At 62.9% G+C, this 21,523-nt stretch carries 24 protein-coding genes; 12 read left to right on the top strand and 12 right to left on the bottom strand.

The features are described from left to right. Window positions 1–89: 89 nt before the first annotated feature. The 5 genes from AC07UC_RS27735 to AC07UC_RS27715 form a co-directional block, all read right to left on the bottom strand. Entirely contained in the window at window positions 90–881 is a 792-nt protein-coding gene (locus AC07UC_RS27735) for an ATP-binding cassette domain-containing protein (protein WP_172351453.1), read from the bottom strand. 3 nt (window positions 882–884) lie between these two features. Further along, a complete protein-coding gene (locus tag AC07UC_RS27730) occupies window positions 885–1,871 on the bottom strand; it encodes an ABC transporter permease (RefSeq protein WP_140769067.1) in 987 nt (328 codons plus the stop codon). Between the two features lie 117 nt (window positions 1,872–1,988). Further along, the gene (locus tag AC07UC_RS27725; protein ID WP_019856893.1) at window positions 1,989–2,924 is read right to left on the bottom strand and encodes a substrate-binding domain-containing protein; all 936 of its coding nucleotides are present in this window, start codon (window positions 2,922–2,924) and stop codon (window positions 1,989–1,991) included. Between the two features lie 225 nt (window positions 2,925–3,149). Beyond that, window positions 3,150–3,314, bottom strand: coding sequence for an ATP-binding cassette domain-containing protein (locus AC07UC_RS27720; protein ID WP_494908051.1), 165 nt, complete (start codon window positions 3,312–3,314; stop codon window positions 3,150–3,152). A gap of 103 nt (window positions 3,315–3,417) precedes the next feature. Beyond that, complete coding sequence (locus tag AC07UC_RS27715) at window positions 3,418–4,575, bottom strand: fumarylacetoacetate hydrolase family protein (protein ID WP_494908050.1); 1,158 nt, start codon at window positions 4,573–4,575, stop codon at window positions 3,418–3,420. A 350-nt stretch (window positions 4,576–4,925) separates the two neighbouring features. On the opposite strand from AC07UC_RS27715, the gene AC07UC_RS27710 reads away from it, so the two are divergent. The 7 genes from AC07UC_RS27710 to AC07UC_RS27680 all read left to right on the top strand — a co-directional run bounded on the left by AC07UC_RS27710 (window position 4,926) and on the right by AC07UC_RS27680 (window position 10,844). Then, complete coding sequence (locus tag AC07UC_RS27710; RefSeq protein ID WP_494908049.1) at window positions 4,926–5,810, top strand: ABC transporter permease; 885 nt, start codon at window positions 4,926–4,928, stop codon at window positions 5,808–5,810. Next, a complete protein-coding gene (locus tag AC07UC_RS27705; RefSeq protein WP_494908048.1) occupies window positions 5,807–6,628 on the top strand; it encodes an ABC transporter permease in 822 nt (273 codons plus the stop codon). The genes AC07UC_RS27710 and AC07UC_RS27705 overlap by 4 nt, the downstream gene beginning before the upstream one ends. Before the next feature lie 26 nt (window positions 6,629–6,654). After that, window positions 6,655–7,722 (top strand): ABC transporter substrate-binding protein, encoded by a 1,068-nt coding sequence (locus AC07UC_RS27700; RefSeq protein ID WP_140769055.1) that lies wholly within the window; start codon window positions 6,655–6,657, stop codon window positions 7,720–7,722. A 176-nt stretch (window positions 7,723–7,898) separates the two neighbouring features. Continuing rightward, window positions 7,899–8,507 (top strand): cupin domain-containing protein, encoded by a 609-nt coding sequence (locus AC07UC_RS27695; protein ID WP_494908047.1) that lies wholly within the window; start codon window positions 7,899–7,901, stop codon window positions 8,505–8,507. After that, entirely contained in the window at window positions 8,497–9,582 is a 1,086-nt protein-coding gene (locus AC07UC_RS27690) for an ABC transporter ATP-binding protein (protein ID WP_494908046.1), read from the top strand. The genes AC07UC_RS27695 and AC07UC_RS27690 overlap by 11 nt, the downstream gene beginning before the upstream one ends. 139 nt (window positions 9,583–9,721) lie before the next feature. After that, window positions 9,722–10,360 carry a 2'-5' RNA ligase family protein gene (locus AC07UC_RS27685; protein WP_494908045.1) on the top strand — a complete coding sequence of 213 codons (639 nt, stop codon included), beginning with the start codon at window positions 9,722–9,724 and terminating at the stop codon, window positions 10,358–10,360. Between the two features lie 130 nt (window positions 10,361–10,490). Then, on the top strand, window positions 10,491–10,844 hold the full coding sequence (locus AC07UC_RS27680) for a SnoaL-like domain-containing protein (RefSeq protein WP_494908044.1): 354 nt from the start codon (window positions 10,491–10,493) through the stop codon (window positions 10,842–10,844). Window positions 10,845–10,939: 95 nt separating this feature from the next. Here the strand turns inward: AC07UC_RS27680 and AC07UC_RS27675 are convergent, their stop codons facing one another. Together AC07UC_RS27675 and AC07UC_RS27670 are read right to left on the bottom strand one after the other, a co-directional pair. After that, window positions 10,940–11,419: an SRPBCC family protein gene (locus tag AC07UC_RS27675; RefSeq protein WP_494908043.1), complete on the bottom strand. Its 480-nt coding sequence runs from the start codon at window positions 11,417–11,419 to the stop codon at window positions 10,940–10,942. Next, the gene (locus tag AC07UC_RS27670) at window positions 11,416–11,772 is read right to left on the bottom strand and encodes an ArsR/SmtB family transcription factor (RefSeq protein ID WP_140769042.1); all 357 of its coding nucleotides are present in this window, start codon (window positions 11,770–11,772) and stop codon (window positions 11,416–11,418) included. The genes AC07UC_RS27675 and AC07UC_RS27670 overlap by 4 nt, the downstream gene beginning before the upstream one ends. Before the next feature lie 169 nt (window positions 11,773–11,941). On the opposite strand from AC07UC_RS27670, the gene AC07UC_RS27665 reads away from it, so the two are divergent. Next, window positions 11,942–12,292: an ArsC family reductase gene (locus AC07UC_RS27665; protein WP_494908042.1), complete on the top strand. Its 351-nt coding sequence runs from the start codon at window positions 11,942–11,944 to the stop codon at window positions 12,290–12,292. A 222-nt stretch (window positions 12,293–12,514) separates the two neighbouring features. Here the strand turns inward: AC07UC_RS27665 and AC07UC_RS27660 are convergent, their stop codons facing one another. From AC07UC_RS27660 to AC07UC_RS27645, 4 genes are read right to left on the bottom strand one after another with little or no spacing between them, the layout of a single operon-like run. After that, window positions 12,515–12,871, bottom strand: a complete 357-nt coding sequence (locus AC07UC_RS27660; RefSeq protein ID WP_140769035.1) for a DUF488 domain-containing protein — start codon at window positions 12,869–12,871, stop codon at window positions 12,515–12,517. 25 nt (window positions 12,872–12,896) lie between these two features. After that, window positions 12,897–14,153, bottom strand: a complete 1,257-nt coding sequence (locus AC07UC_RS27655; RefSeq protein WP_494908041.1) for an aminopeptidase — start codon at window positions 14,151–14,153, stop codon at window positions 12,897–12,899. Continuing rightward, on the bottom strand, window positions 14,150–15,142 hold the full coding sequence (locus tag AC07UC_RS27650) for a LysR substrate-binding domain-containing protein (protein ID WP_494908040.1): 993 nt from the start codon (window positions 15,140–15,142) through the stop codon (window positions 14,150–14,152). Before AC07UC_RS27650 ends, AC07UC_RS27655 begins: the two co-directional genes overlap by 4 nt. A gap of 32 nt (window positions 15,143–15,174) precedes the next feature. Next, window positions 15,175–15,567 carry a hypothetical protein gene (locus AC07UC_RS27645; RefSeq protein ID WP_494908039.1) on the bottom strand — a complete coding sequence of 131 codons (393 nt, stop codon included), beginning with the start codon at window positions 15,565–15,567 and terminating at the stop codon, window positions 15,175–15,177. Window positions 15,568–15,582: 15 nt separating this feature from the next. Here AC07UC_RS27645 and AC07UC_RS27640 point away from each other — a divergent pair, with 15 nt between their 5' ends. Both AC07UC_RS27640 and sbmA read left to right on the top strand, forming a co-directional pair. Beyond that, complete coding sequence (locus AC07UC_RS27640; RefSeq protein ID WP_494908038.1) at window positions 15,583–16,740, top strand: YbfB/YjiJ family MFS transporter; 1,158 nt, start codon at window positions 15,583–15,585, stop codon at window positions 16,738–16,740. A 111-nt stretch (window positions 16,741–16,851) separates the two neighbouring features. Continuing rightward, window positions 16,852–18,111, top strand: a complete 1,260-nt coding sequence (sbmA, locus tag AC07UC_RS27635; protein WP_140769029.1) for a peptide antibiotic transporter SbmA — start codon at window positions 16,852–16,854, stop codon at window positions 18,109–18,111. 33 nt (window positions 18,112–18,144) lie between these two features. Here the strand turns inward: sbmA and AC07UC_RS27630 are convergent, their stop codons facing one another. Then, entirely contained in the window at window positions 18,145–19,143 is a 999-nt protein-coding gene (locus tag AC07UC_RS27630; RefSeq protein ID WP_494908037.1) for a polysaccharide deacetylase family protein, read from the bottom strand. A 194-nt stretch (window positions 19,144–19,337) separates the two neighbouring features. On the opposite strand from AC07UC_RS27630, the gene AC07UC_RS27625 reads away from it, so the two are divergent. Together AC07UC_RS27625 and der are read left to right on the top strand one after the other, a co-directional pair. After that, window positions 19,338–20,003, top strand: coding sequence for a tetratricopeptide repeat protein (locus tag AC07UC_RS27625; protein WP_494908036.1), 666 nt, complete (start codon window positions 19,338–19,340; stop codon window positions 20,001–20,003). 63 nt (window positions 20,004–20,066) lie between these two features. Beyond that, window positions 20,067–21,506 (top strand): ribosome biogenesis GTPase Der, encoded by a 1,440-nt coding sequence (gene der / locus AC07UC_RS27620; RefSeq protein WP_140769024.1) that lies wholly within the window; start codon window positions 20,067–20,069, stop codon window positions 21,504–21,506. Window positions 21,507–21,523 lie beyond the last annotated feature (17 nt).

Below are 21,523 nucleotides of genomic sequence, written 5' to 3'. Positions count from 1 at the left end.
GCGGCCGATGAGATATGAGTGACGGGTGATCGACACCCATCACCGCGATGCGCATTCGGCTGCCTCGACAAGACGGCTTCCGCCCGTCCTCAGTGTGACGGCTTGCCGTCGGCGACGGCGTCGCGGATTTCCTTGTCCGACATGCCGGTGATGATCCGTTCGACTTCCGTCACGGTCGTCTTCTTCGGGTCGATGTCGTCGGCGACCACTTTGCCCCGGCGCATGACGACGATGCGGTCGACCACCTGGAAGACATGATGGATGTTGTGCGCGATGAAGATGCAGGAATGGCCGGAATCGCGGGCGTTGCGCACGAAGCTCAGCACGCCCTGCGTTTCGGCGACGCCAAGATTGTTGGTCGGCTCGTCGAGGATAATGAGGTCGCTGTCGAAATGCATGGCGCGCGCGATCGCCACCGCCTGGCGCTCGCCACCCGACAGCGAGCCGATTGGCGTCGTCGGCGGGATGTTCTTCGAGATGCCGACCTGTTTGAGCAGGTCGCGGGCGACAGTGTTCATCGCCTCCTGGTCCATGCGGTTGAGGAAACGCGGCGGCTTGATCGGCTCTCGCCCGAGAAACAAATTGCGGGCGATCGACAGTTGCGTGACCAGTGCCGAGTCCTGGTAGATCGTCTCGATGCCCTGGGCGATGGCGTCGCTGGTGCTGCGCAAGGTCACCTTCTTGCCGCGGATGAAGATGTCGCCGCTGGTCAGCGGCACGGCGCCTGAGAGCACCTTGATCAGCGTCGACTTGCCGGCGCCGTTGTCGCCGAGCAGGCCGACGATCTCCCGCTCATTGACATGGAAATTGGCGTCCTCGAGCGCCTGCACGCGGCCATAGGACTTGCGGATGTTCTGCATGCGGATCAATGGCTCGGCCATGGTTCAAGTCCCTGCCTGATGCCGGCGTTCCAGCCATGAGTGGAGCGCCATCATGCCAAGGATGATCGCGCCGATGAAGATGTTGTAGGCGAGGCCCGGCACGCCGATCAGCACGATGCCGTTGCGCATCACGCGCAGGATCAGGATGCCGAGCACGGTGCCGATGATGGTGCCGCGCCCGCCGGTCAGCGCCGTGCCGCCGATCACCACCATGGCGATGACTTCGAGCTCGTAGCCGGTGCCGCTGTTGGGATTGGCCGCGGACGTGCGCAGCGAGGAGATGACGCCGGCCAGCGAAGCCATGACCGAGGAGAGCACGAACAGGCCGATCTTGACGCGGTTGACGTTGACGCCGCGGGCCCGCGCCGCGTTGGGATTGCCGCCCGCCGCCTGGATCCAGTTGCCGGTCCGGCTCTGCGTCAGCACATAGCCGAGCGCGATCGCCGCGGCGATGAACCAGAACAGCGACATGTAGATGCGGAACGGCCCGATGAAGAAGTCGCCGACCAGCGCTTCCGCCAGCCAGCTGCCTTCGGCGCTCCAGGTGCGCTGCGGAAAACCGTCGGTGATGAAAAGGGCGCTGCCACGCACCACCAAGAGCATGCCGAGCGTCACCAGGAAGGACGGGATCTTGAGCTGCGTGACGAACCAGCCATTGACCAGGCCGATCAGGGCGGCGACCAGCAGCGCGACGACGAAGCCCATTTCCAGCGAGGTGACGCCACTGTTGAACAGCGTCCACATCAGCACCGGCGAAAAGCCGAACAGGGAGCCGACGGAAAGGTCGAATTCGCCTGATGTCATCAGCAACGTCATCGCCAGCGCGATCAGGCCGAGCTCGACGGTGAAGGCCAGCGTGTTGGAGATGTTCTGCGGCGACAGGAAGTCATGGTTGAAGCCCCAGAAAACGCCGATCTCGACGACGAGCAGCACGAAGGGACCAAATTCAGGCCGCGCGATCAGGCGTTGGATGAGCGAATGATTTTCCACAGGGAACCCGCGACATGGTTGGAACGGGCCGCGATCTCCACCGCATCGGGCGAGCCAGTCGCGGCGCAAGGGAAACCTGGCGCCGCGTGCCAGGACGGTGCGGCGCCAGGATCGCGGTTATTTGCCGGACAGGATCTTGTCGTAGATGCCGGCCGTGTCCTTTTCGTAGAGCGCGCCGGTGATGACGTTGAAGCCCGGAGGAATGCCTGACGCGGCCATGTTGGCGAGCGACAGCGCGACATAGCTGGTCGCCTGCGGGTCCTGCCATTGGCCGGCATTGACATAGCCGTTCAGCACTTCCTGCGTGGTGTCGAGCGAATTGCCCCAGCCGACGACCGGAATTTCGCCCGGCTTGACGCCGACCTGGTCGAACACCCGCTTGATCGAGCCGGTGACGAGGTCGCCGAGGCCGATGATGGCGTTGACCTTGCCTTTGTGGGCGGTGAGGTAGTCGACCATGCGGTTGATCACCTCGGCCTGGTCGAGCGTCGCTTCGGTCACTTCATAGGTGATGCCGAGCGGTCCGAACACGCTCTTGATGCCTTCTTCTTCCTGGACGCCATAGGTGGCGCCGGGAATCTCGACCGGCATCCACACGAAGTCGCCCTTCTTCACCAGGCCCTTGTCGACCAGATACTGCGCCCAATGCTTGCCGAAGGTGACGTTGTCACCGCCGACATAGGCATTGAAATTGGCCTTGGGATCGGGTGTGTTGAAGTTGATGATCGGGATGTTGGCGGCGCGGGCTTCCTTGACGATCTCGACAAGGCTGCCCGGATCGGGGCTGGTGGTGACGATACCGTCGGCCTTGGCCGACAGCGCGGCGCGAACCGCTTCCTGCTGCGAGGCGACATCGCCATTGTGGAACGAGGTGTTGACGGTATTGCCGGTGTCCTTGGCCCATTGCTTGGCGCCGGCCAGGAAGTAGGTCCAGACCGGGTCGGCCGGGCCGCCATGTGAAATCCAGTAGAAGGTCTTGGCCTGCGCCGCGGCGGGAATGACCGTCAGCGCGACCAGCAGGCCATAGAGCACAAGTCTCAGTCTTGTCAGCATTTCATTTCCTCCCGGTTGAAGATGATCCGTCCCTTGTTCCGGCTCGGCCGGATTGCGTCTTTTGCCAGCGCCGCTCGGATACCTAAGAGCATTCCCTTTTTCGACGAATGGCAAGCCTCCATCTTCAGATGTAGTTGGCGCCTGACGCGCCGCCATCAGCAGACCCATCAGATTGCATCAGTTGGGGTGACTTTTCAGGGCAGCCGGATGATCGGTGAGGGGGGCTCAGCCCGCCAGCACCTTTGTCGGCGTCGATTTGCCGGCACCGCTTTCACCGACCAGCGCGTGGATCGAACCGCGCTCGATCATAAGGTTCATGTCTTCGAGCGCGACCGTGCCGCCAAAGCACCTGGCGACGTTGCGCACGAACAGGATCGGAGAACTGGACATCGGAGCGCCTTCCCGACCGCACCGCGATCTTGAAGCGGATTGCGTCCGCCTTCATCCGGTTCCGCACAAAATCATGTTGATTGCGGCCGTTTGGGCAGAGATTCTAGATAAGACCGGCTTTCGCCAGGTCGCGCATCAAATGGCTGGCGCCATAGGTCCAGTGCGGGCAATCAGGCGACAGCCGCACCCGGTTGACCAGCGCGCCGAATTTTTCCGACGAGATGGTGACGATGTCGCCGACCTTGTGGGTGAAGCCCTTGCCCTTTTCGCCGCGGTCCTTCGACGGCACGAACATGGTGCCGAGATAGAGCGCCAGCCCATCCGGATACTGGTGGTGCGGCCCCATGGCTGCGGCAACAAGCTCTTCTGGTGAACGGCTGATCTCGGCCATCGAGCTTGCGCCCTCCAGCGAGAACCCATCTTCGCCCTCGACCTTCAGGCGCACCACGGCCTGCTTTACATCGTCGATCGAGAACGTCTCGTCGAACAGGCGGATGAAGGGGCCAAGCGATGCGGAGGCGTTGTTGTCCTTGGCCTTGCCAAGCAGCAGTGCGGAGCGCCCTTCGACGTCGCGCAGATTGACATCGTTGCCGATGGTGGCGCCGACGATCCTGCCACTCGAGGCGGCGATCATGGCGATCTCCGGTTCCGGATTGTTCCAGGTCGACACCGGGTGCAGGCCGACATCGGCGCCGAAGCCGACCGAGGCCATGGGCTGGCACTTGGTGAAGATCTCGGCATCGGGGCCGATGCCCACTTCCAGATATTGCGACCAGGCGCCGCGCACGATGAGCTTGGCCTTGATCTCCATGGCCTCCGGCGATCCGGGCTTGAGCTTCGACAAATCATGGCCGATCAGTCCGGCAATGTCGGCGCGGATGGCATCGGCTTTTTCCGCGGAGCCGCGCGCCTGTTCCTCGATCACCCGCTCGAGCAGGCTGACGACGAAGGTGACGCCCGATGCCTTGACCGCCTGCAGGTCGACAGGGGAGAGGAAGTGCGGTCTTGCCGGACCGCGCCTGGCCTCGAAACTGTTGGCCGCGATGTCATCGAGCGAGCCGATCGGCTTGCCCCTGGCCGCGCGCACATGCCCTGCCGGATCGGCCATTTCGCAGACATCACGCACGGTTGGCGCCGCGCTTGACGTGATGTCGAAGACGGTGCCGTCACGCACCGTGACCACCATGGGATGCGAGACATCGCCACTCCTGGCGCGGCCGACAAAAAGGCCCTGGGTGGGCAGATGCGTCGGGTTTGTCATGCGTGGGATCCTCTGATCATCGAAAATGCGGCTTGCCGGATCGGCGCGGCACTTTCACCGGATTCCGCTCAAAGGTCTATCCCATCGATGGTGATCCAAGGTGCCGGGCTTTGGCTGTGAAACTCCGGATCCGGGACAGCCGGTCTGCGCCAGGCGCCACAAAACCACGAGCTATTTCAAGAACATGAAACGCTCAATGGATTTTCATGCGGGACACGTAAGCCCGTGCGGCTACGGTCTCGGCGAATTCAGGCGTTGATCGCAGCCATTTCTGCCAGCGGGATTCCGCTTGACAGTTTCACAAATATGAAAAAATCTTAGCCAATTTCAAAATCTCGATGGGCAAGTCCATGTCGACCCTGGTTGCAGCAGAGGTGCCCAAGTCCCGGTCCTTGTCGGGCTTCCGGCTCGCCATGCTGCTGCCGGGGGCACTAGTCACGTTCCTGCTGATCCTGTTTGCGCTTGGCCTGGTGCTGTTCCTCGCCTTCCGCGGCAATGACGGCTCGCTGCTCGGCGTTGGGCTGACCGTCGAAAACTTCGCCACCGTGGCAACCGATCCGCTCTACTGGACAGTGACGCTGCGCTCGCTGGTCATTGCCGGCCTGGTGACGCTGGCAACCGTCGTCACCGCCTATCCCGTCGCCTACTACCTCGCCTTCCATGCCGGGCATCGGCGCGGCCTGCTGCTTTTCCTGGTCACGCTGCCGTTCTGGACCAGCTATCTCCTGCGCGTCTTCGCCTGGAAGATCGTGCTGGCTTATAATGGCGTCTTGAACTCGGCGCTGATCGAAAGCGGCATCTGGTCCGAGCCCACGCTGGCCTTCCTCAACACGCCGGCGGCGGTGGTCGTCACGCTCGCTCATGCCTACGCGCCGTTCGCCATCCTGCCCATCTATGTGGCGCTGGACACGATCCCGAAATCGCTGCTCGAGGCCGCCTCCGATCTTGGCGCACGGCCGTTCACCGCGTTCCGCCGCGTCGTTTTGCCAAACTCCATGCCCGGCGTTCTGGCCGCGGCCCTTGTCGTCTTCGTGCCGACGGTCGGCGACTATGTCACGCCGGCCATGGTCGGCGGCCCGGCCAGCACCATGATCGGCACGCTGATCCAGTCACAGTTCGGCAAGGCCAATGACTGGCCGTTCGGCGCGGCACTTTCGGTCTGCGTCATGCTGGTCATCCTCCTCGTTGTGCTGGTGGCGCGTGGCGCCGACCGCAGATTTGGCAGCCGCACATGAGGGCCGAACGCGCCGGCACGAAACGGGATGGCCGCTGGCTCGGCCCCTACGTACTTGCCTATCTGGTGTTCCTCTATCTGCCGGTCCTGCTGATCCCGCTGTTTTCCTTCAACGATTCCATCCAGGCGGCGTTTCCCCTGCAGGGCTTCACGCTGCAATGGTATGCGACGCTCTACGGCAATCCGGCGCTTTCGGGCGCGCTCGCCAACAGCCTCGTCATCGGCGTTGTCGCGGCTTCGGGCGCCACGCTGTGCGGCATCACCGTGTCTTATATGGATCTCTATGGCCGCTCCCCTTTGGCCGCCACCATCAGCGCCATCGCACGGCTGCCGATCCTCATCCCCGGCGTCATCGTCGGCATATCGCTGCTGATCCTTGTCAACCTGATCGGCCTCGGGCCATCGCGCATCGCCATCGTTCTCGGCCACATACTGGTGGCTCTGCCGACCACCGTGGTCATCATGCGCAGCCGTTTCGCCGCCATCCCCAAGACCGTTCGCGAGGCGGCCCTCGACCTTGGCGCTTCCGACTGGACCACGTTCCGGCGCGTCATGCTGCCGCTCAGCCTGCCGGCCGTACTGTCGGCCTTCATGCTTGCTTTCCTGATCTCCTTCGACGAATTCATCGTCGTCTTCTTCCTCGCCGGAACCGAGCCGACATTACCGCTCTACATCTGGAGCCAACTGCGCTTCCCCCGATCGCTGCCGACCGTCATGGCGCTGGGGACGGTGATCCTGGCGGTTTCCTTCATCGTCGCCGGTACCGCCGAGATCCTGCGCCATCGCGGGCTCGGTGCGGCGCGCCGCAATCCAGCCTGACCATAACAACCAAGAGGAGAACGAAAATGGCATTCCTGAAATCGATAACCGGACACAAGGCGCGGGCCGGCCTCGCGGCATTGGCGCTCGCACTGTCTTCGACCGTGACGCTGGCCGCCGAAAAACTGCAGTACTTCACCTGGTCGGGTTACGAATTGCCCGACTTCAACAAAAGCTTCCTTGCCGCGCATCCCGATGGCGTCGAGGCCTCGATCTTCGGCGACGACGACGATGCCTTCACCAAGGTCAAGGCCGGCTTCCGTCCCGACATCGCCCATCCCTGCTATGACAAGGTGGCGCGCTGGAACAAGGAAGGCCTGCTGCAGCCGATCGACACCAAGCGCATCAAGAACTGGGATTCGATCTTCCCGGTGTTCAAGAACCTGCCCGACCTGCAAGCCGGCGACGGCAAGGTCTGGATGGTGCCCTGGGACTGGGGCAATACCTCGATCCTCTATCGCACCGATCTGGTGAAGAATCCCGAGGCGAGCTGGAACCTGCTCTGGGACAAGCAATATGCCGGCCGTATGGCGACCATCGACGCCGTCCATGACACACCCATCGTGGCCGCACTTCTCGCCGGCGTGAACCCGTTCGACATGACGCCGGCTGAGATGGACAAGGTCGCGGCAAAGTTGCGCGAACAGCGCCCGTTGCTGTCGAGCTACACCACCGACATGACCTCGGTCGAGCAGGCGCTGGCCAGCGGCCAGCTGGTCGCCGCCATGACCTGGAACGCATCGGCCACGTCGCTGAAGAAGCAGGGCGTGCCGGTCGAGTTCATGAAGCCGAAGGAAGGCATGCTGACCTGGGCCTGCGGCTTCGTCATGCTGAAGGACGCCAAGAATGTCGATCTCGCCTACGACTTCATCAACAGCCGGCTCGACGCCGACTCCGGCAAATTCCTGATCCAGTCCTATGGCTATGGCAGCTCGCTCAGCACCGCTTTCGCCGGCGTGGCGAAGGACGAATTGGAGAAGCTGCAACTGCCGTCCGACCCCGAGGTGATGCTGAAGAGCACCATCTTCACCGGCCCGATGAAACAGAACGACGATGTGGCGAAGATGTTCGAGAAAGTGAAGGCTGGCGGCTGACGCTGGTTCTTCCTTCTCCCCTTGTGGGAGAAGGTGCCGCCGAAGGCGACGAATGAGGGGTGCTCCAGCTTGGCACCGACGGTGATCCGTCACCCACCCCTCATCCGTCTCGGCGCTACGCGCCGATCCACCTTCTCCCACAAGGGGAGAAGGAAGAAGCAAACGAGGACGAATGCATGGATGTTCTTGACGAAGCGGCGGAGAAGCCGAAGGACGATGCCGATGTGCGGGTCGGCCGGCGCGTGCGGGCGCTCAGGCTCGAGCGCCGCCTGTCGCTGGCCGAACTGGCCGCAAGGGCAGGCGTGTCGATCGGCGCGCTCAGCCAGATCGAGCGCGGCATGTCCTCGTTGCGGGTCAAGGTAATCTGGCCGCTCGCCGCCGCGCTGGACATCGAGCCTTCGGCGCTGATCGCCGACGGCAACGAGGCCGTCAACGATCTCTATTGCGTGCGCGCCAACAGCCGCCGCGCGATTCCGGTGAAATCCGAAGGCATCGCCAAGGCACTGCTATCGCCGCCCGGCGCGACGCTGACCGGCATGCTGGTGACCGTGGAAGCCGGTGGCGGCACGGCGGAAGCCTACGCCCATGCCGGCCATGAATTCGGCTACGTGCTTTCGGGCGAGGTCGAACTGGTGGTGGATTCGACAAGATACGGGCTGAAGACCGGCGACAGTTTCGCTTTCAAGAGCACGCTTTTGCACGCCTTCCGCAATCCCGGCGCAGAGCAGTGCCAGATCCTATGGGTCAACACCACGAAGCCGTCCGAGGTTCGCGATGGCGCCTGATCCACTCGTCCGGCTGCAGGCGGTTTCCAAGGTTTTTCCAGGTGGCATCGTCGGGCTCGATGCCGTCGATCTCGACATTGTCAGCGGCGAATTCATCACGCTGCTCGGGCCGTCCGGCTGTGGCAAGACCACCAGCCTGCGTGTCATTGCCGGCTTCGAAAGCCCGTCGAGCGGCAAGGTCTTGCTCGACGGTCGTGACATCACTGCCCTTCGGCCCTTCGACCGGCCGGTCAACACCGTGTTCCAGGACTATGCGCTGTTTCCGCATATGAACGTCGCCGAAAATGTCGGCTTCGGCCTGTCGTTGCGCAAACTGTCCGGCGCCGAGCAGGCGAAGCGCGTCGGCGAAGCCCTGGAGATGGTCGGTCTCGCCGACAAGCTTCGCGCTCGCGTCCTGGAACTGTCGGGCGGCCAGCGCCAGCGCGTCGCGCTCGCCCGCGCCATCGTCTGCGAGCCGCGCGTGCTCCTGCTCGACGAGCCGCTGTCGGCGTTGGACGCGCATCTGCGCGAACAGATGCAAGTCGAGTTGAAGCGGCTGCAGTCGCGGCTTGGTACCACCTTCGTGATGGTCACCCACGACCAGACCGAGGCGCTGTCGATCTCCGACCGCATCGTCGTCATGAACAAGGGCCGCATCGAGCAGATCGCGCCGCCGGCGACCCTCTATGATCGGCCCGCAACCAAGTTCGTGGCGAGCTTCATCGGCACTATGAATCTCCTGCAATCACGTTTTGTCGGCCGCGATGGCGATCGACTGCGTTTCACCGCCGGCACCTTGCCGCTGGAGGCCATTTCCGAAACCGGCCAGTCACCCGGCGAAGGCGAGGTGCGCACCATCGGCGTGCGTCCGGAGGATCTGCTGGCGACGACCGAGGCCGCGCCCGACACGGCGCCGGCACGTGTCAACAGCATCGTCTTTCACGGCCGCACGCTGCGCCTGCATGCCGAACTCGAAAAAGGCGCGCCTGTTGTCATCGATGCCCCGCGCCAGGCCGAGGGCTTTCAATTCAGCGTCGGCGACGTGGCGCATATCAGCCTGCGCCGTGGCGCCAACTGCCCTATGTTGCCGGGCTAGCCTGACCGGCTTCGCAAGGTCGCCGCACAGTTGCGCGGGTACATGCTGGAAGGACCGGTGTCCATCCGTTTTCGCTTGACGTGTTCTCTTTTTGTTCTAAAATTTCCGATCGGATACAATTTGCCGGTCGAGTTCAGTTATGAGTGGGCAACCTGCATTCGGAACCGCCAGGAACGGCCAGACCTTTTTCCAATGGGAAGAGTTCGAGCGACATTTCGACGACCGGATATTCTTCGCCGTCCTTGCCGAGAACGCTATTGCCGCCCCTCTCGCGCGGAAGGCCGTCGCCCTGGATCGCGAGCTGGGGCTGCAAGGCTGGTTTGTTCCGGAAAATCACATCCATATCTCGCTCGTCGGTCTCGGCGACCATGACGGGTTTCCGAAGGAGTTGGTCGAAACCGCCTGCCGTATAGGCTCGATGATCGTTGCAAAACCTTTCGAGGTTTCCTTCGATCGCTTGTCGGCTTTTGGCGGTGGTTCGCTTGTTCTGCGCGGCGGCAGTGGCAGCAATCCGGCGCTACAAGAATTCTGGCGCAAGCTTACTGCGCTGATTTCCGACAGCCCGTTGAAATGCTTTCTCACAAAGTCCATTGAACCGCATGTCACGCTGCTTCGAGATGAAGCGCGTGTGCCCAAAATCCGCGAACGGACCATTAATCCAGTCAACTGGTTGGTGCGGGATTTTGTGCTGATCCACAGTCTCATCGGCAAGGGCGTTTACGATGAATGTGGACGTTGGCAATTGACCGGTCAGGACGATTCCCTGGCCGGTATGTGAGAAAATCATCGTCACACAGCCGCGCTATATCGATCGTCCTGACACAGCTTGTCAGCTGTCATGCGAGCAAGGGTGGCGGGCCGGCAAGCGGTTCCCTACTTCGAGTGCGTCTGAACAGGAGGAACACAAAATGACTATCGCGGAAATTGCCAAGGATTTCACCGAGCTGCTCCAGCAGGGTGATCACGCCGGTGCTGGCGAGAAATACAACGCCGACGATATCGTCAGCTACGAAGCCATGGAGGGGCCGATGGCGGTGGCCCATGGCAAAGAGGCTCTCAAGCAAAAGGGCCAATGGTGGCAAGAGAACCACGAGGTCCATGGTGGCTCGGTCGAGGGTCCTTATGTCAACGGCGACCAGTTCGCGGTGCGCTTCAAGTTCGACGTAACGCCCAAGGCCACCGGCGAGCGCGTCACCATGGATGAGGTTGGCCTGTACACGGTCAAGAACGGCAAGATCACCGAAGAGCGCTTTTACTACTGAGGCAGCAGAGATACCTCCGACTTCGGAGCAGGCTCTTCGCTTCGAGAAACAAGCATGGCGGCCGGGACATCCGTCCTGGCCGCCATGTGAGAGGCTCAAATCGTCTTCACATACTGGGCAAGCTGGTCGGCCACCGTGCCCCAGCCATCGAAGAAGCCCATCTCCTCGTGATTGTTGCGGGTCACCTCGTCGCGGTGGATGGCGGTGGCGGTGTAGCGCGTGCCCCGGCCATCGGGCTGGAGGGAAATGACCGCGGTGATGAAGGGCTCGCCTGACGGCCGATAGCCCGGCAGCAGCGCATCCGTCCACACCAGCCGCTCGTTCGGCACAATGTCGAGATAGCAGCAGCGGCGGTCGTTGACCTCCTTTCCGTCGGGCGACTGCATGCGTGTCCTGAACAACCCGCCTGGCTTGAGATCGATCTCGCAGTCGGTGATCATCCACGGCTTCGGCGTGAACCATTGCTTGACATGCTCCGGCTTCGTCCACGCCCGCCACAGCAATTCGCGCGGCGCATCGATGACGCGCTCCAGCACGAGGTCCAGCCTGGGATCGGGCTTGAAGGGATAGCTCATTTTTCCTGCTCCTTGAGGGTCATCACATAGGCGTCGAACTGGTCGAGGCGGCGTTCCCACAGTGTCCGCTGTTCGGCCAGCCAGTTTTCGGCGAGCTTCAGGGGCTCGGGTGCCAGTTGGTAGGTCCGGGTGCGGCCGATCTTTTCCGATCGCACCAGCCCGCAGCCTTCCAGCACCTTGAGATGTTCGATGAAGGAGGGCAGGGCCATCTCGAAAGGCTGCGCCAGTTCGCTGACCGAGGCCGGGCTGCGGTTCAGCCGCTCGACGACACGGCGCCGCGTCGGATCGGCAAGCGCGCGGAAGATGCCGTCGATCGGCGGGAGGCTCGGATTGGCGGTCTGGAGGCTTGTCATTGATCGATCCTGAGGCGCTGTCAAAAGCGGCCTAAAAATACTTAGGAAAATTCCTTAGTATTGGCAAGCCCCAAAAATTCCGCGGTTACGGGCCTGGGCGCTGGCAATGCGGGAAGGGCGGTTTTAGGTTGTGGGGCGGATTCGACCGCCAGCCCAAGGGAAACGCGCTTTGACGACTACGATCTACGGCATTACCACATGCGACACGGTCAAGAAGGCGCGCGTCTGGCTGGAGAGCCATGACGTTGCCTATCGTTTCCACGATTTTCGCGCGGAGGGGCTGGACGCCAAGCGGCTTGATGGCTGGGTTGGCAAGGTCGGCTGGGAAAAGCTGCTCAACAAGGGCAGCACGACCTTCCGCGAACTGCCGGACGCCGACAAGCAGGGCCTCGATGAGAGGAAGGCCAAGGCGTTGATGCTGGCCAAGCCGACGATGGTCAAGCGGCCGGTGCTTGAGGTTGGCGACCGGGTTCTGGTTGGCTTCAAGCCGGATGTTTATGAGCAGGCGGTCGGGAAGTAGGGGCGACCTTCGCCTTCGCCCGTCGCGGGCCGGCGCCCCCCTCTGTCCTGCCGGACATCTCCCCCACGAGGGGGGAGATTGGATGTCATCGTGGCCTTCGCCAATCAGTTACGCTGCAAGGGATCTGCGGCGCCGAAGCTGCTGATCTCCCCCCAAGTGGGGGAGATGTCCGGCAGGACAGAGGGGGGCGCTGTCCCGCCGACCTCAGAAATGTCAGCCGCTTCAACCCGTCCCGCGCAAATACCCCGCCAGCGCCACCGCATTGTTGTGCGCCTCGTCATGCGCGCCGTAGAGCAGCGTTACCTTGCCCTCGCCAAGCAGACCGCGCAGTTGCGCCACCGCCTCGTCATTTCCATCCAGCTCAACGCGATACCGCTCCCGAAACTCCGCCCAGCGCGCCGGCTCATGCCCGAACCACTTGCGCAGCTCGTCGCTCGGCGCGATCTCCTTCAGCCACAGCGCCAGCGCGGCATGCTCCTTGCTGACGCCGCGCGGCCAGATGCGATCGACCAGCACCCGTTGGCCATCGGCCTTGTCGGGTGCTTCGTAGATGCGCTTGACCGCGATATCGAAAGTCATCCTGCCCTCACAGGCTGGCAAACCGTCAGGCCCACTCGCCCTTGCGCATGACCGCCACGCGGCTGCCGTCCTTGTGGACGCCGTCTATGTCGATCTTGTCCGAACCGATCATCCAGTCGATGTGGATGAAGCTCTTGTTGCCGCCCCGGGCCGCAATCTCGTCCTGGCTGAGGGAGGCGCCGTTGACGAAACACTTCGAATAGCATTGGCCGAGCGCGATGTGGCAGGCGGCATTCTCGTCGAACAGCGTGTTGAAGAACAACAGGCCGCTGGCCGAGATCGGCGAGGAATGCGGCACCAGCGCGACTTCGCCCAGACGGCGCGATCCCTCGTCGGTGTCGAGCACCTTCTTCAGCACATCCTCCCCCTTCGAAGCCTTGGCCTCGACGATTCGCCCACCTTCGAAACGCACCGAGATGTCATCGATCAGCGTGCCCTGATAGGACAGCGGCTTGGTCGAGGAGACGTAGCCTTCGACCCGCCTGGCATGCGGCGTTGTGAAGACCTCTTCGGTCGGGATGTTGGGATTGCAGGTGATGCCGTTCTTGGCGGTCGAGGCGCCGCCCATCCATTCATGGCCGTCCGCCAACCCGACCGTCAGGTCGGTGCCAGGCCCGGTGAAATGCAGCGCATGGAAATTATGGCCGTTCAGCCATTCGGTGCGGCCGCGCAGAGCGGCATTGTGCGCCTTCCAGTTGCCGATCGGGTCCTCCACATCCACCCGCGAGGCGGCGAAGATGGCATCGGCCAACTTGACCACGGCGACATCGTCGGCATCGCCGGGAAAAACCTGCTTGGCCCATGCGAGGTCCGGATAGGCGACGATGTTCCAGTTGATGTCGAAGCCGGTGATCTTTTCCAGCGCCGGCTGGTAGGCCATGGAATTCGCCTTGTTGGCGCGCGCCACTTTCGCCGGGTCCTGCGCCGACAACAGCGAGGGATCCTCGCCGCGCACGGCAAGCCTGGCCGCATTGTTGGAAAAGGCCTTCGCCATGCCTTCATAGAGCCAGCCGGCGGCGTGGTCGAAACCGGCGTCGGCGCCGAAGCGGTAGCGCGCCAGCGTCATCTCGTCGTCGTTGAAGATCGGCGTCACCAGCCCGGCGCCGGCCTTGTAGGCGTGTTCGACGATGCGCCTGGTCAGCGGCAGGGCCGCGATCGACGAGGTCAGCACCAGATCCTGTCCCGGCTGCAATTGCAGCCCGACCTTGATGGCGACTTCCGCCAGCCTGTCGAGCTTCACCGGGTCGATCGTTGCGGAAACGCCGCGCGAATGTGTGGTCATGATCCTGCCTGCCGTAGTTGGATATCCGACTCTACATAGACCGGTGACGCGGTGCTTTCCACCGCGATCGCGCCGGCGGGAGCTGTAGTCGCCGATCCGAATTGCGCCATCGTCGCCTCGATCTCTTCCTTGATCCAGATCTTGAAGTCCCGGACCTTGCGGCTTTCCGCCTTCGTCGACGAGGTCACCAGCCAGTAACCGAGCCCGCTCTGTGCACGGATTCCGAACGGCGCCACCAGCCGTCCATCGGCCAGCGCATCCGCCGCCAGCAACTGCCAGCCCAGCATCACGCCATGGCCGGCAATCGCCGATTCCAGGCATAGCATCGGATCGGTGAAGCGGGCGCCCTTCTGGAAGGTGACGGGTGGAACACCGGCGGCGGCGAACCAGCTGTCCCAGTTGATCATCGCCCGCTCGTCGGTGATGGCGCAGGTCTGGGCAAGGTCCTCGATCGAGCTCAGTTTCATGGCGATGCCAGGAGCGCAGACCGGGAAAACCTCCTGCGCCAGAAGCAGTTCCGCGCGCCCGCCAGGCCATTTGCCATCGCCAAGCCGGATGGCGATGTCGATGTCGGAATGGTCCAGATTGGCCAGCCGCACCGAAGCGTCGATGCGCAGCAGCACATTGGGATGCCGGTCGAAGTGACGCGACAGTCGCGGCAGCAGCCATTTCGAGGCAAAGGCCGGCGCCACCGAAACCACCAGGGTGCATTGGGTCGCTTCGTCTGCCAGCGCCACGGCTTGGATAAGCTCGCGAAATCCAGCACCAAGGCGGGTCGCGAAGACGGCGCCGAATTCGGTCAGCACGAGACCGCTGGCCGTGCGCTCGAACAGCGCCTGGCCGAGCTGCTTTTCCGTGCGGCTTATCTGCTGGCTGACGGCGCTGACGGAAACGTTGAGCTCCCCGGCGGCCGCTGCAAGCGAGCCGAGACGGGCAACGGTTTCGACGGCCCGAAGGCCGTTGAGATGAACGCGATTGAGCATGGCCATTTGAGATTTTCTAAACTGGTCCGGCCGAAATCTCAATTGAAACTCACATCGGAACGGCAGACTTTGTTGATGGGAGACAGACCCGCGGAGCCGGAAATGTTGAGGATGGTGTCGTCGCTGAGGGGCATGTTCGCCACGAATACCTTGTGCGCGCCTCGCTCTGGGAGCGAGGCGCAGGGATGGCTGACAGACCCGCTTTCACATCCTGTGCTGAACACCATGTCGGAGCGCGAGCTCGGCGACATGCCGTTCAGGCTGACGGCGCGGCGGACCGAGCACGAGACCTGCTCACCCCATGCCGGTTTGGGTGAACGCCGCTGAGCCGAGGCCACGCGGTCCGGCTCGAGGAAATGTCGGACAGAGCGTGGCGCATTGGCGGTCGTATTGGCCCAACGAAAGGCGGGTTGTTTCAGCGACGTCGGCATTTATTGTGCGCCGCAATGAAATCGACCTCAGCAGAGCTTCGCTTTACCGTCGCCGGCATGATCGCGCTGGCCGTCGCCATGGGCATCGGCCGCTTCGTCTACACGCCGATCCTGCCCGGCATGATGGAAGAGCTGCATCTGTCGCCGGCCAATGCCGGGTGGATCGCTTCCGCCAATTATCTCGGCTATCTCGTCGGCGCGTTTGCCGCGGCCGGTGGTTGGGCGCATGGCCGCGAACGTCTGCTGATGTTGGCGGGCCTCGGCGCCAGCACTGTCCTGGCCGCGCTGATGGGGCTGACCGACGCCATGCCCGCCTTTCTCCTCATCCGCTTTCTGGCGGGTCTGGCCAGCGCCTTCGTCATGGTCTTCATGGCCAGCATCGTCTTCAGCCACATCAATGCCGCCGGTCGTGGCGACCTGCAGGCCTGGCATTTCGGCGGTGTCGGGCTCGGCATGGCGATCTCGGCGGTGATGATGGCGGTGCTGGTCACTGAACATGCCGGCTGGGCGGCGGGCTGGTTGTGGTCGGCTCTGATTTCGGCTTGCGGTTTGGTCGTCGTGGCGCTGCTGGCGAACGAAGGCCCGCTCGTTAACGGCGAAGCCGCCCGTGAGCCGGCCTTGCCGAAAGCCCGGTCGCTGATGAAGATCATCGTCGCCTACGGCCTGTTCGGGTTTGGCTATGTGGTGACCGCGACATTCCTGGTCGCCATCGTCCGCCAGGGCGGCGGCAGCCGCGTCTTCGAGGCCATGGTGTGGCTGGTCGCCGGCCTTGCCGGTTTTCCCTCGACGTGGCTTTGGCAGAAGATCGCCGCGCGGATTGGCCTCTACGCCGCCTATGCGCTGGCATGTTTCATAGAAGTGATCGGCGTCACCGCCAGCGTGGCGCTTGGCGGACATTCGGGGCCGCTGCTTGGCGGCCTGCTGCTCGGCGGCACCTTCATTGCCATCACCGCGCTTGGCTTGCAGGCCGCCCGCCAGCAGGCACCAAAGGCGCCCCGGCGCATCTTTGCGTTGATGACGGCGTCGTTCGGCCTGGGCCAGATCATCGGCCCGATCGTTGCCGGTTTTTTGGCGCAGATATCAGGTGATTTCTTCCTCGCTTCGCTCCTCGCCGCGGCCATGCTGGTGGTCTCCGGCGCCGTCACCTGGTCGGCCGCGCCAAAATCGCCATGATTGTGGTCTTGCTGGCACCGGGCATCGGGCAGGCATTTTCTTTCCCTCTAATGTGTGACTTTATGCCCGCTGTTGTCAGCTGATTTGCGCCTAAAGCAAGGAATTCGCCCAGTGTTCGTATCCTTCTTCCCGCAGCCGAAGCTCTTCTTTTCTTCGGCCGCCATCTGGAGCCTTGCGGCGATCCTGTTCTGGTTTTTCGGTGGTGAGCAATTGGGCGCCGTTTTCGGCCTGCCGGCGGCGGCCGCCGACGCGCCGCCGATCATCGGCATTGCCGTCCTGGTGTCGAAGCCGTTCCTCTGGTTCTACATCTACTTCGTGGTGTGCGTGGCCATCTTCTACGCGTTCTGGAGCTGGTATTCGCCGCATCCCTGGCAACGCTGGTCGATCCTGATGACGGCGGTCATCTTGTTCTTCATCTATTTCAATGTGCAGGTCAGCGTCGCCGTCAACGCCTGGTACGGACCGTTCTTTGACTATGTGCAAGGGCTGATGTCAGGGACGGGCAAATCGACCAACGCTGAATTCTATACCGGACTGGCCGATTTCTCATGGCTCGCGCTGGTCGGCATGAATGTGCAGGTGGTCAATGCCTTTATCGTGAGCCACTGGATCTTCCGCTGGCGCACGGCGATGAACAACTACTTCATCGAGAACTGGGCCAGGTTGCGCCATATCGAGGGTGCCTCGCAGCGTATCCAGGAAGACACGATGCGGTTCTCGCAGATCATGGAAGATCTCGGCTCCAGCTTCGTGCAGTCGATCATGACCTTGATCGCCTTCCTCCCGGTCATGATCCAGTTGCAGGCCCATATCAGCGAGTTGCCGATCATCGGCGCGATCCCCCAGCCCCTGGTGGTCGCGGCACTCGCCTGGTGTCTGTTCGGAACGATCTCGGTGATGATAGCCGGCCTGAAGCTTCCGGGGCTGCAGTTCCGTAACCAGCGCGTCGAGGCCGCTTACCGCAAGGAACTGGTTTACGGCGAGGATCATGCGGATCGTGCACAGCCTGCCACCACCGCCGAGCTGTTCGCCAATGTCAGGCACAACTATTTCAGGCTCTATTTCCACTACATCTATTTCAACGTCGTCCGGTACACCTACCTGCAGGCCGACAATATCTTCTCCCTGCTGATCCTGGGTCCGTCGCTCGTCGCCCACAAGATAACGTTCGGCGCGCTGAACCAGATCTCGAACGCCTTTGGCAAGGTGACGGGTTCGCTGCAGTTTCTGCTCACCTCCTGGTCGACCATCGTCGAGCTCCAGTCGGTCCACAAGCGCCTGCGCGCCTTCGAGGCCACGCTCCTAGGCGAGCCGCTGCCCGAGATCGACCAGCGTTATCTGGCAAGGCATGGCGCCGAAGATCCGGCTTGAGACGATCGGGTTTGGTCCGAGCGGGTTGGCGGCTCAGCCGCCGACCGTTGGCTGCCTCTGGCCAGCGCTTTGCCGCGCGACATAATCGCGAAAACTGATGCATTCGACATCGGCCTTCACGCAGACCTCGCCGGCAAAGCGCTCCAGCGCGTCCCAATACGCGCCGTCATTCATCAGCGTGAAATGGAAGCCGAGTTCCAGCGGAATACGCTTGCCCTGATACTGGGTGTCGAAAGCGGCTCGAAACGCCTGATAGGTCCGGTCGGCGAATTCGCCCGCCTTGCTCGGCCGCTCGAAACCGCCGGAATGCCTGACATAGAGATTGTAGTCCATCGCGATCACCGGCCGTGATTTCGGCCCTTCCGGGATTTGCGGTAGTGAAAAGCGGGTGATGCCGCCGACGGTCGGCGGCAGGGCAGGGCCCTGAGAGACGCCGCTGGCGTCGAACTGGTAGCCGGCGGCGGGCAAGGCCTCGTAAAGCGCCTTGTTCGTTGACAGATACGGCGCGCGGAAGCCGACAACGGCGTGTCGCGCGAAATCACGCCAGCCATCCGGTTCGGGCATAATGCCGTTGATCGCATAGGCGTTCTCGAAAATGTGCTCGAACGAGCCGAACTCCTTCGCCCAGTCGGCCTTGCTCCAGTCCTTGGCGTCGAAATGACCACAGGCGTGGCTGGCAATGTCGTGGCCCTCATGGGCGGCAAGGCCGATCTGCTCCAGCCGCTCGGCCACTTCCTGTTTGGAGGCGGCAAAGCCGATATTCGATTTGCCTGGTGTCTTGCCGGGTGCGGTGTATTCCTTGCGCGTCTCCGGCGACAGCAGGAAGACGCAGGACAGAAAATAGGTGAAATGCGCGCCGGTGCGCTGCGCCAGCGCCCGGCTGCGCTTCCATTGCGAAATGTCGCGGGCACTGTCGAAGGAGATGATGACCACCTGCTTCGGCATTGCTGGTGCGGGTGGGTCGGCCAGGGCTGCGCCGGCAGCGGCGAGCGAGGCAAGAGAGAACGCAACAACGCGAGACAAACAAGGCATCGGCAAATTTACAGGCTCCGGGCGGTCAGCAAGCCGGCTATCCCCGAAATGTGGCGTGGGTGCGATTGGGCCTTTTTGTCCGTTTGCCCTGGGGAATAGGCGATTTTCCGGCTGAACCCCTTCCATGCCGACAAAATTTCGCTAAAACGCGGGCTCATGAACCGCCCGGCCCAGGGCAAAAGTGGTTTTGATTGATGTCCGACGACAGTTTTATCCGTGAAGTCAATGACGAGATCCGTCGCGAGCAGGCGCAGAAGCTGTGGGACCGTTTTGGCCCCGCCTTGATCGTCATCGCGGCCCTGGTGGTGCTCGGCACCGCCGCTTTCGTCGGCTACCGCTATTGGGACGAGACGCGCGCCAACCGCTCCGGTGACGCGTTCTCGCAGGCGCTGAAGCTTGCCAATGACGGCAAGAACGACGAGGCGCTGGCCGCGCTCGACCAGCTCGAGAAGGACGGCTACGGCGCCTATCCCCTGCTTGCCCGCATGCGCGCCGCCACCGTCAAGGCGAGCAAGGGCGACACCGATGCCGCCGTCAAGGACTTCGACGAAGTCGCCGCCGACACCGCCATACCCCAGGGCATTCGCGACATGGCCCGGCTGCGGGCAGCGCTCCTGCTCGTCGACCACGGCTCCTTCGCCGACGTGTCCAGCCGCGTCGAGGCGCTGACATCGGACACCAACACGCTACGCCATACAGCACGCGAGGCGCTCGGCCTTGCCGCGTGGAAGGAAGGCAAGACCCAGGACGCGCTGAAACTGTTCGACCAGATCGCCGCCGATGATGGCGCCCCGCGCAACACCCGCGAGCGGGCAACGCTGATGTCCGAGCTGATCCGCGGCTCGGGCAATGCCTCGTAAATGCATGTCGCCCAAAAGTGTGCAGCGGTTTTGGGACAACGACATCCATGATTGTAGGACCGTATGACCTTCAAAGTCGCCATTATCGGCAGACCTAACGTCGGCAAATCGACTCTTTTCAATCGGCTGGTGGGAAGGAAGCTGGCGCTTGTCGACGACACGCCGGGCGTTACCCGCGATCGCCGTGTCCATGCCGCCAAGCTCTATGACCTGCATTTCGATGTCATCGATACCGCCGGTTTCGAGGATGCCGCCGCCTCGACCTTGCCTGGCCGCATGCGCGCGCAGACCGAGATCGCCATACACGAAGCCGACCTGATCTTCTTCACCATCGATGCCAAATCCGGCTTGCTGCCGGACGACAGGACCTTTGCGGAAATCGTGCGCAAATCCGGCAAGCCGGTTGTTCTGGTCGCCAACAAGGCCGAGGCGAAAGGCGCCCAGGGCGGCATGCTGGAGGCTTGGGAACTCGGCCTTGGCGAGCCGATCCCGGTTTCGGCCGAACATGGCCAAGGCATGCCCGATCTGCGCGACGCGGTGATCGCGGCACTTGGCGAAGCCCGCGCCTTCGGTGAAGACGAAGATGGCGAAGACGACGAGATCGCCGCCGGTGAGGTGCTGATCGGCGAGGACATTGCTGATCCCGACGCCGAGGATGTGAACACTTACGACGACACCAAGCCGATGCGCATCGCTGTCGTCGGCCGGCCAAACGCCGGCAAGTCGACGCTGATCAACGCCTTGATCGGCGAGGAGCGGCTGCTGACCGGACCGGAAGCCGGCATCACCCGCGATTCGATCTCGGTCGACTGGGACTGGCATGGCCGTCGGCTGAAGTTGTTCGACACGGCCGGCATGCGCCGCAAGGCCAGGATCCACGAAAAGCTGGAAGTGATGTCGGTGCAAGACGGCTTGCGTGCCATCCGTTTCGCCGAGATCGTCATCATCGTGCTCGACGCCACGATCCCCTTCGAGAAGCAGGACCTGCAGATCGCCGACCTGATCATCCGCGAGGGCAGGGCGCCGGTGATCGCCTTCAACAAATGGGATCTGATCGATCATCCGCAGGAGCTTCTGGCGGAACTGCGCGAAAAGACCGAGCGGCTGCTGCCGCAGGTGCGCGGCATCCAGGCCGTTCCGGTCTCGGCCGAGACAGGGCGCGGCCTCGACAAGCTGATGGACGCGGTGCTGAGGACCCACAAGGTCTGGAACAGCCGCGTCTCGACCGGCAAGCTCAACCGCTGGCTTGAAGCCATCCTGGCGCATCATCCGCCGCCCGCGGTTGCCGGGCGCCGGCTGAAGGTCAAATACGTCACGCAGGCCAAGACGCGGCCGCCGGGCTTCGTGGTCCAGTGCTCGCGCCCGGACGCGATGCCGCAATCCTATGTGCGTTATCTCTCCAACAGCCTGCGCGAAGCCTTCGACATGCCGGGCGTGCCGATCCGCATCGCGCTGCGCACCTCGGACAACCCGTTCGCTGGCCGGGCGAAGAAACGCGGCTGAGCCCAGCGCTCGTCCGA

The organism is Mesorhizobium sp. GW821-FHT04C10, assembly GCF_059420305.1.
The sequence above is the reverse complement of the archived record's forward strand: the minus strand, read 5'-3'. Positions and strand labels throughout refer to the sequence as shown.

Excerpts from the sequence above, each read along its gene's own strand:
- AC07UC_RS27735 (WP_172351453.1), bottom strand. The coding sequence starts at position 881 with ATGGCCGAGCCATTGATCCGCATGCAGAACATCCGCAAGTCCTATGGC.
- AC07UC_RS27725 (WP_019856893.1), bottom strand. The coding sequence starts at position 2,924 with ATGCTGACAAGACTGAGACTTGTGCTCTATGGCCTGCTGGTCGCGCTG.
- AC07UC_RS27720 (WP_494908051.1), bottom strand. The coding sequence starts at position 3,314 with ATGTCCAGTTCTCCGATCCTGTTCGTGCGCAACGTCGCCAGGTGCTTT.
- AC07UC_RS27715 (WP_494908050.1), bottom strand. The coding sequence starts at position 4,575 with ATGACAAACCCGACGCATCTGCCCACCCAGGGCCTTTTTGTCGGCCGC.
- AC07UC_RS27710 (WP_494908049.1), top strand. The coding sequence starts at position 4,926 with ATGTCGACCCTGGTTGCAGCAGAGGTGCCCAAGTCCCGGTCCTTGTCG.
- AC07UC_RS27705 (WP_494908048.1), top strand. The coding sequence starts at position 5,807 with ATGAGGGCCGAACGCGCCGGCACGAAACGGGATGGCCGCTGGCTCGGC.
- AC07UC_RS27700 (WP_140769055.1), top strand. The coding sequence starts at position 6,655 with ATGGCATTCCTGAAATCGATAACCGGACACAAGGCGCGGGCCGGCCTC.
- AC07UC_RS27695 (WP_494908047.1), top strand. The coding sequence starts at position 7,899 with ATGGATGTTCTTGACGAAGCGGCGGAGAAGCCGAAGGACGATGCCGAT.
- AC07UC_RS27690 (WP_494908046.1), top strand. The coding sequence starts at position 8,497 with ATGGCGCCTGATCCACTCGTCCGGCTGCAGGCGGTTTCCAAGGTTTTT.
- AC07UC_RS27685 (WP_494908045.1), top strand. The coding sequence starts at position 9,722 with ATGAGTGGGCAACCTGCATTCGGAACCGCCAGGAACGGCCAGACCTTT.
- AC07UC_RS27680 (WP_494908044.1), top strand. The coding sequence starts at position 10,491 with ATGACTATCGCGGAAATTGCCAAGGATTTCACCGAGCTGCTCCAGCAG.
- AC07UC_RS27675 (WP_494908043.1), bottom strand. The coding sequence starts at position 11,419 with ATGAGCTATCCCTTCAAGCCCGATCCCAGGCTGGACCTCGTGCTGGAG.
- AC07UC_RS27670 (WP_140769042.1), bottom strand. The coding sequence starts at position 11,772 with ATGACAAGCCTCCAGACCGCCAATCCGAGCCTCCCGCCGATCGACGGC.
- AC07UC_RS27660 (WP_140769035.1), bottom strand. The coding sequence starts at position 12,871 with ATGACTTTCGATATCGCGGTCAAGCGCATCTACGAAGCACCCGACAAG.
- AC07UC_RS27655 (WP_494908041.1), bottom strand. The coding sequence starts at position 14,153 with ATGACCACACATTCGCGCGGCGTTTCCGCAACGATCGACCCGGTGAAG.
- AC07UC_RS27650 (WP_494908040.1), bottom strand. The coding sequence starts at position 15,142 with ATGGCCATGCTCAATCGCGTTCATCTCAACGGCCTTCGGGCCGTCGAA.
- AC07UC_RS27645 (WP_494908039.1), bottom strand. The coding sequence starts at position 15,567 with ATGCCGACGTCGCTGAAACAACCCGCCTTTCGTTGGGCCAATACGACC.
- AC07UC_RS27640 (WP_494908038.1), top strand. The coding sequence starts at position 15,583 with ATGAAATCGACCTCAGCAGAGCTTCGCTTTACCGTCGCCGGCATGATC.
- AC07UC_RS27630 (WP_494908037.1), bottom strand. The coding sequence starts at position 19,143 with ATGCCTTGTTTGTCTCGCGTTGTTGCGTTCTCTCTTGCCTCGCTCGCC.
- AC07UC_RS27625 (WP_494908036.1), top strand. The coding sequence starts at position 19,338 with ATGTCCGACGACAGTTTTATCCGTGAAGTCAATGACGAGATCCGTCGC.
- der (WP_140769024.1), top strand. The coding sequence starts at position 20,067 with ATGACCTTCAAAGTCGCCATTATCGGCAGACCTAACGTCGGCAAATCG.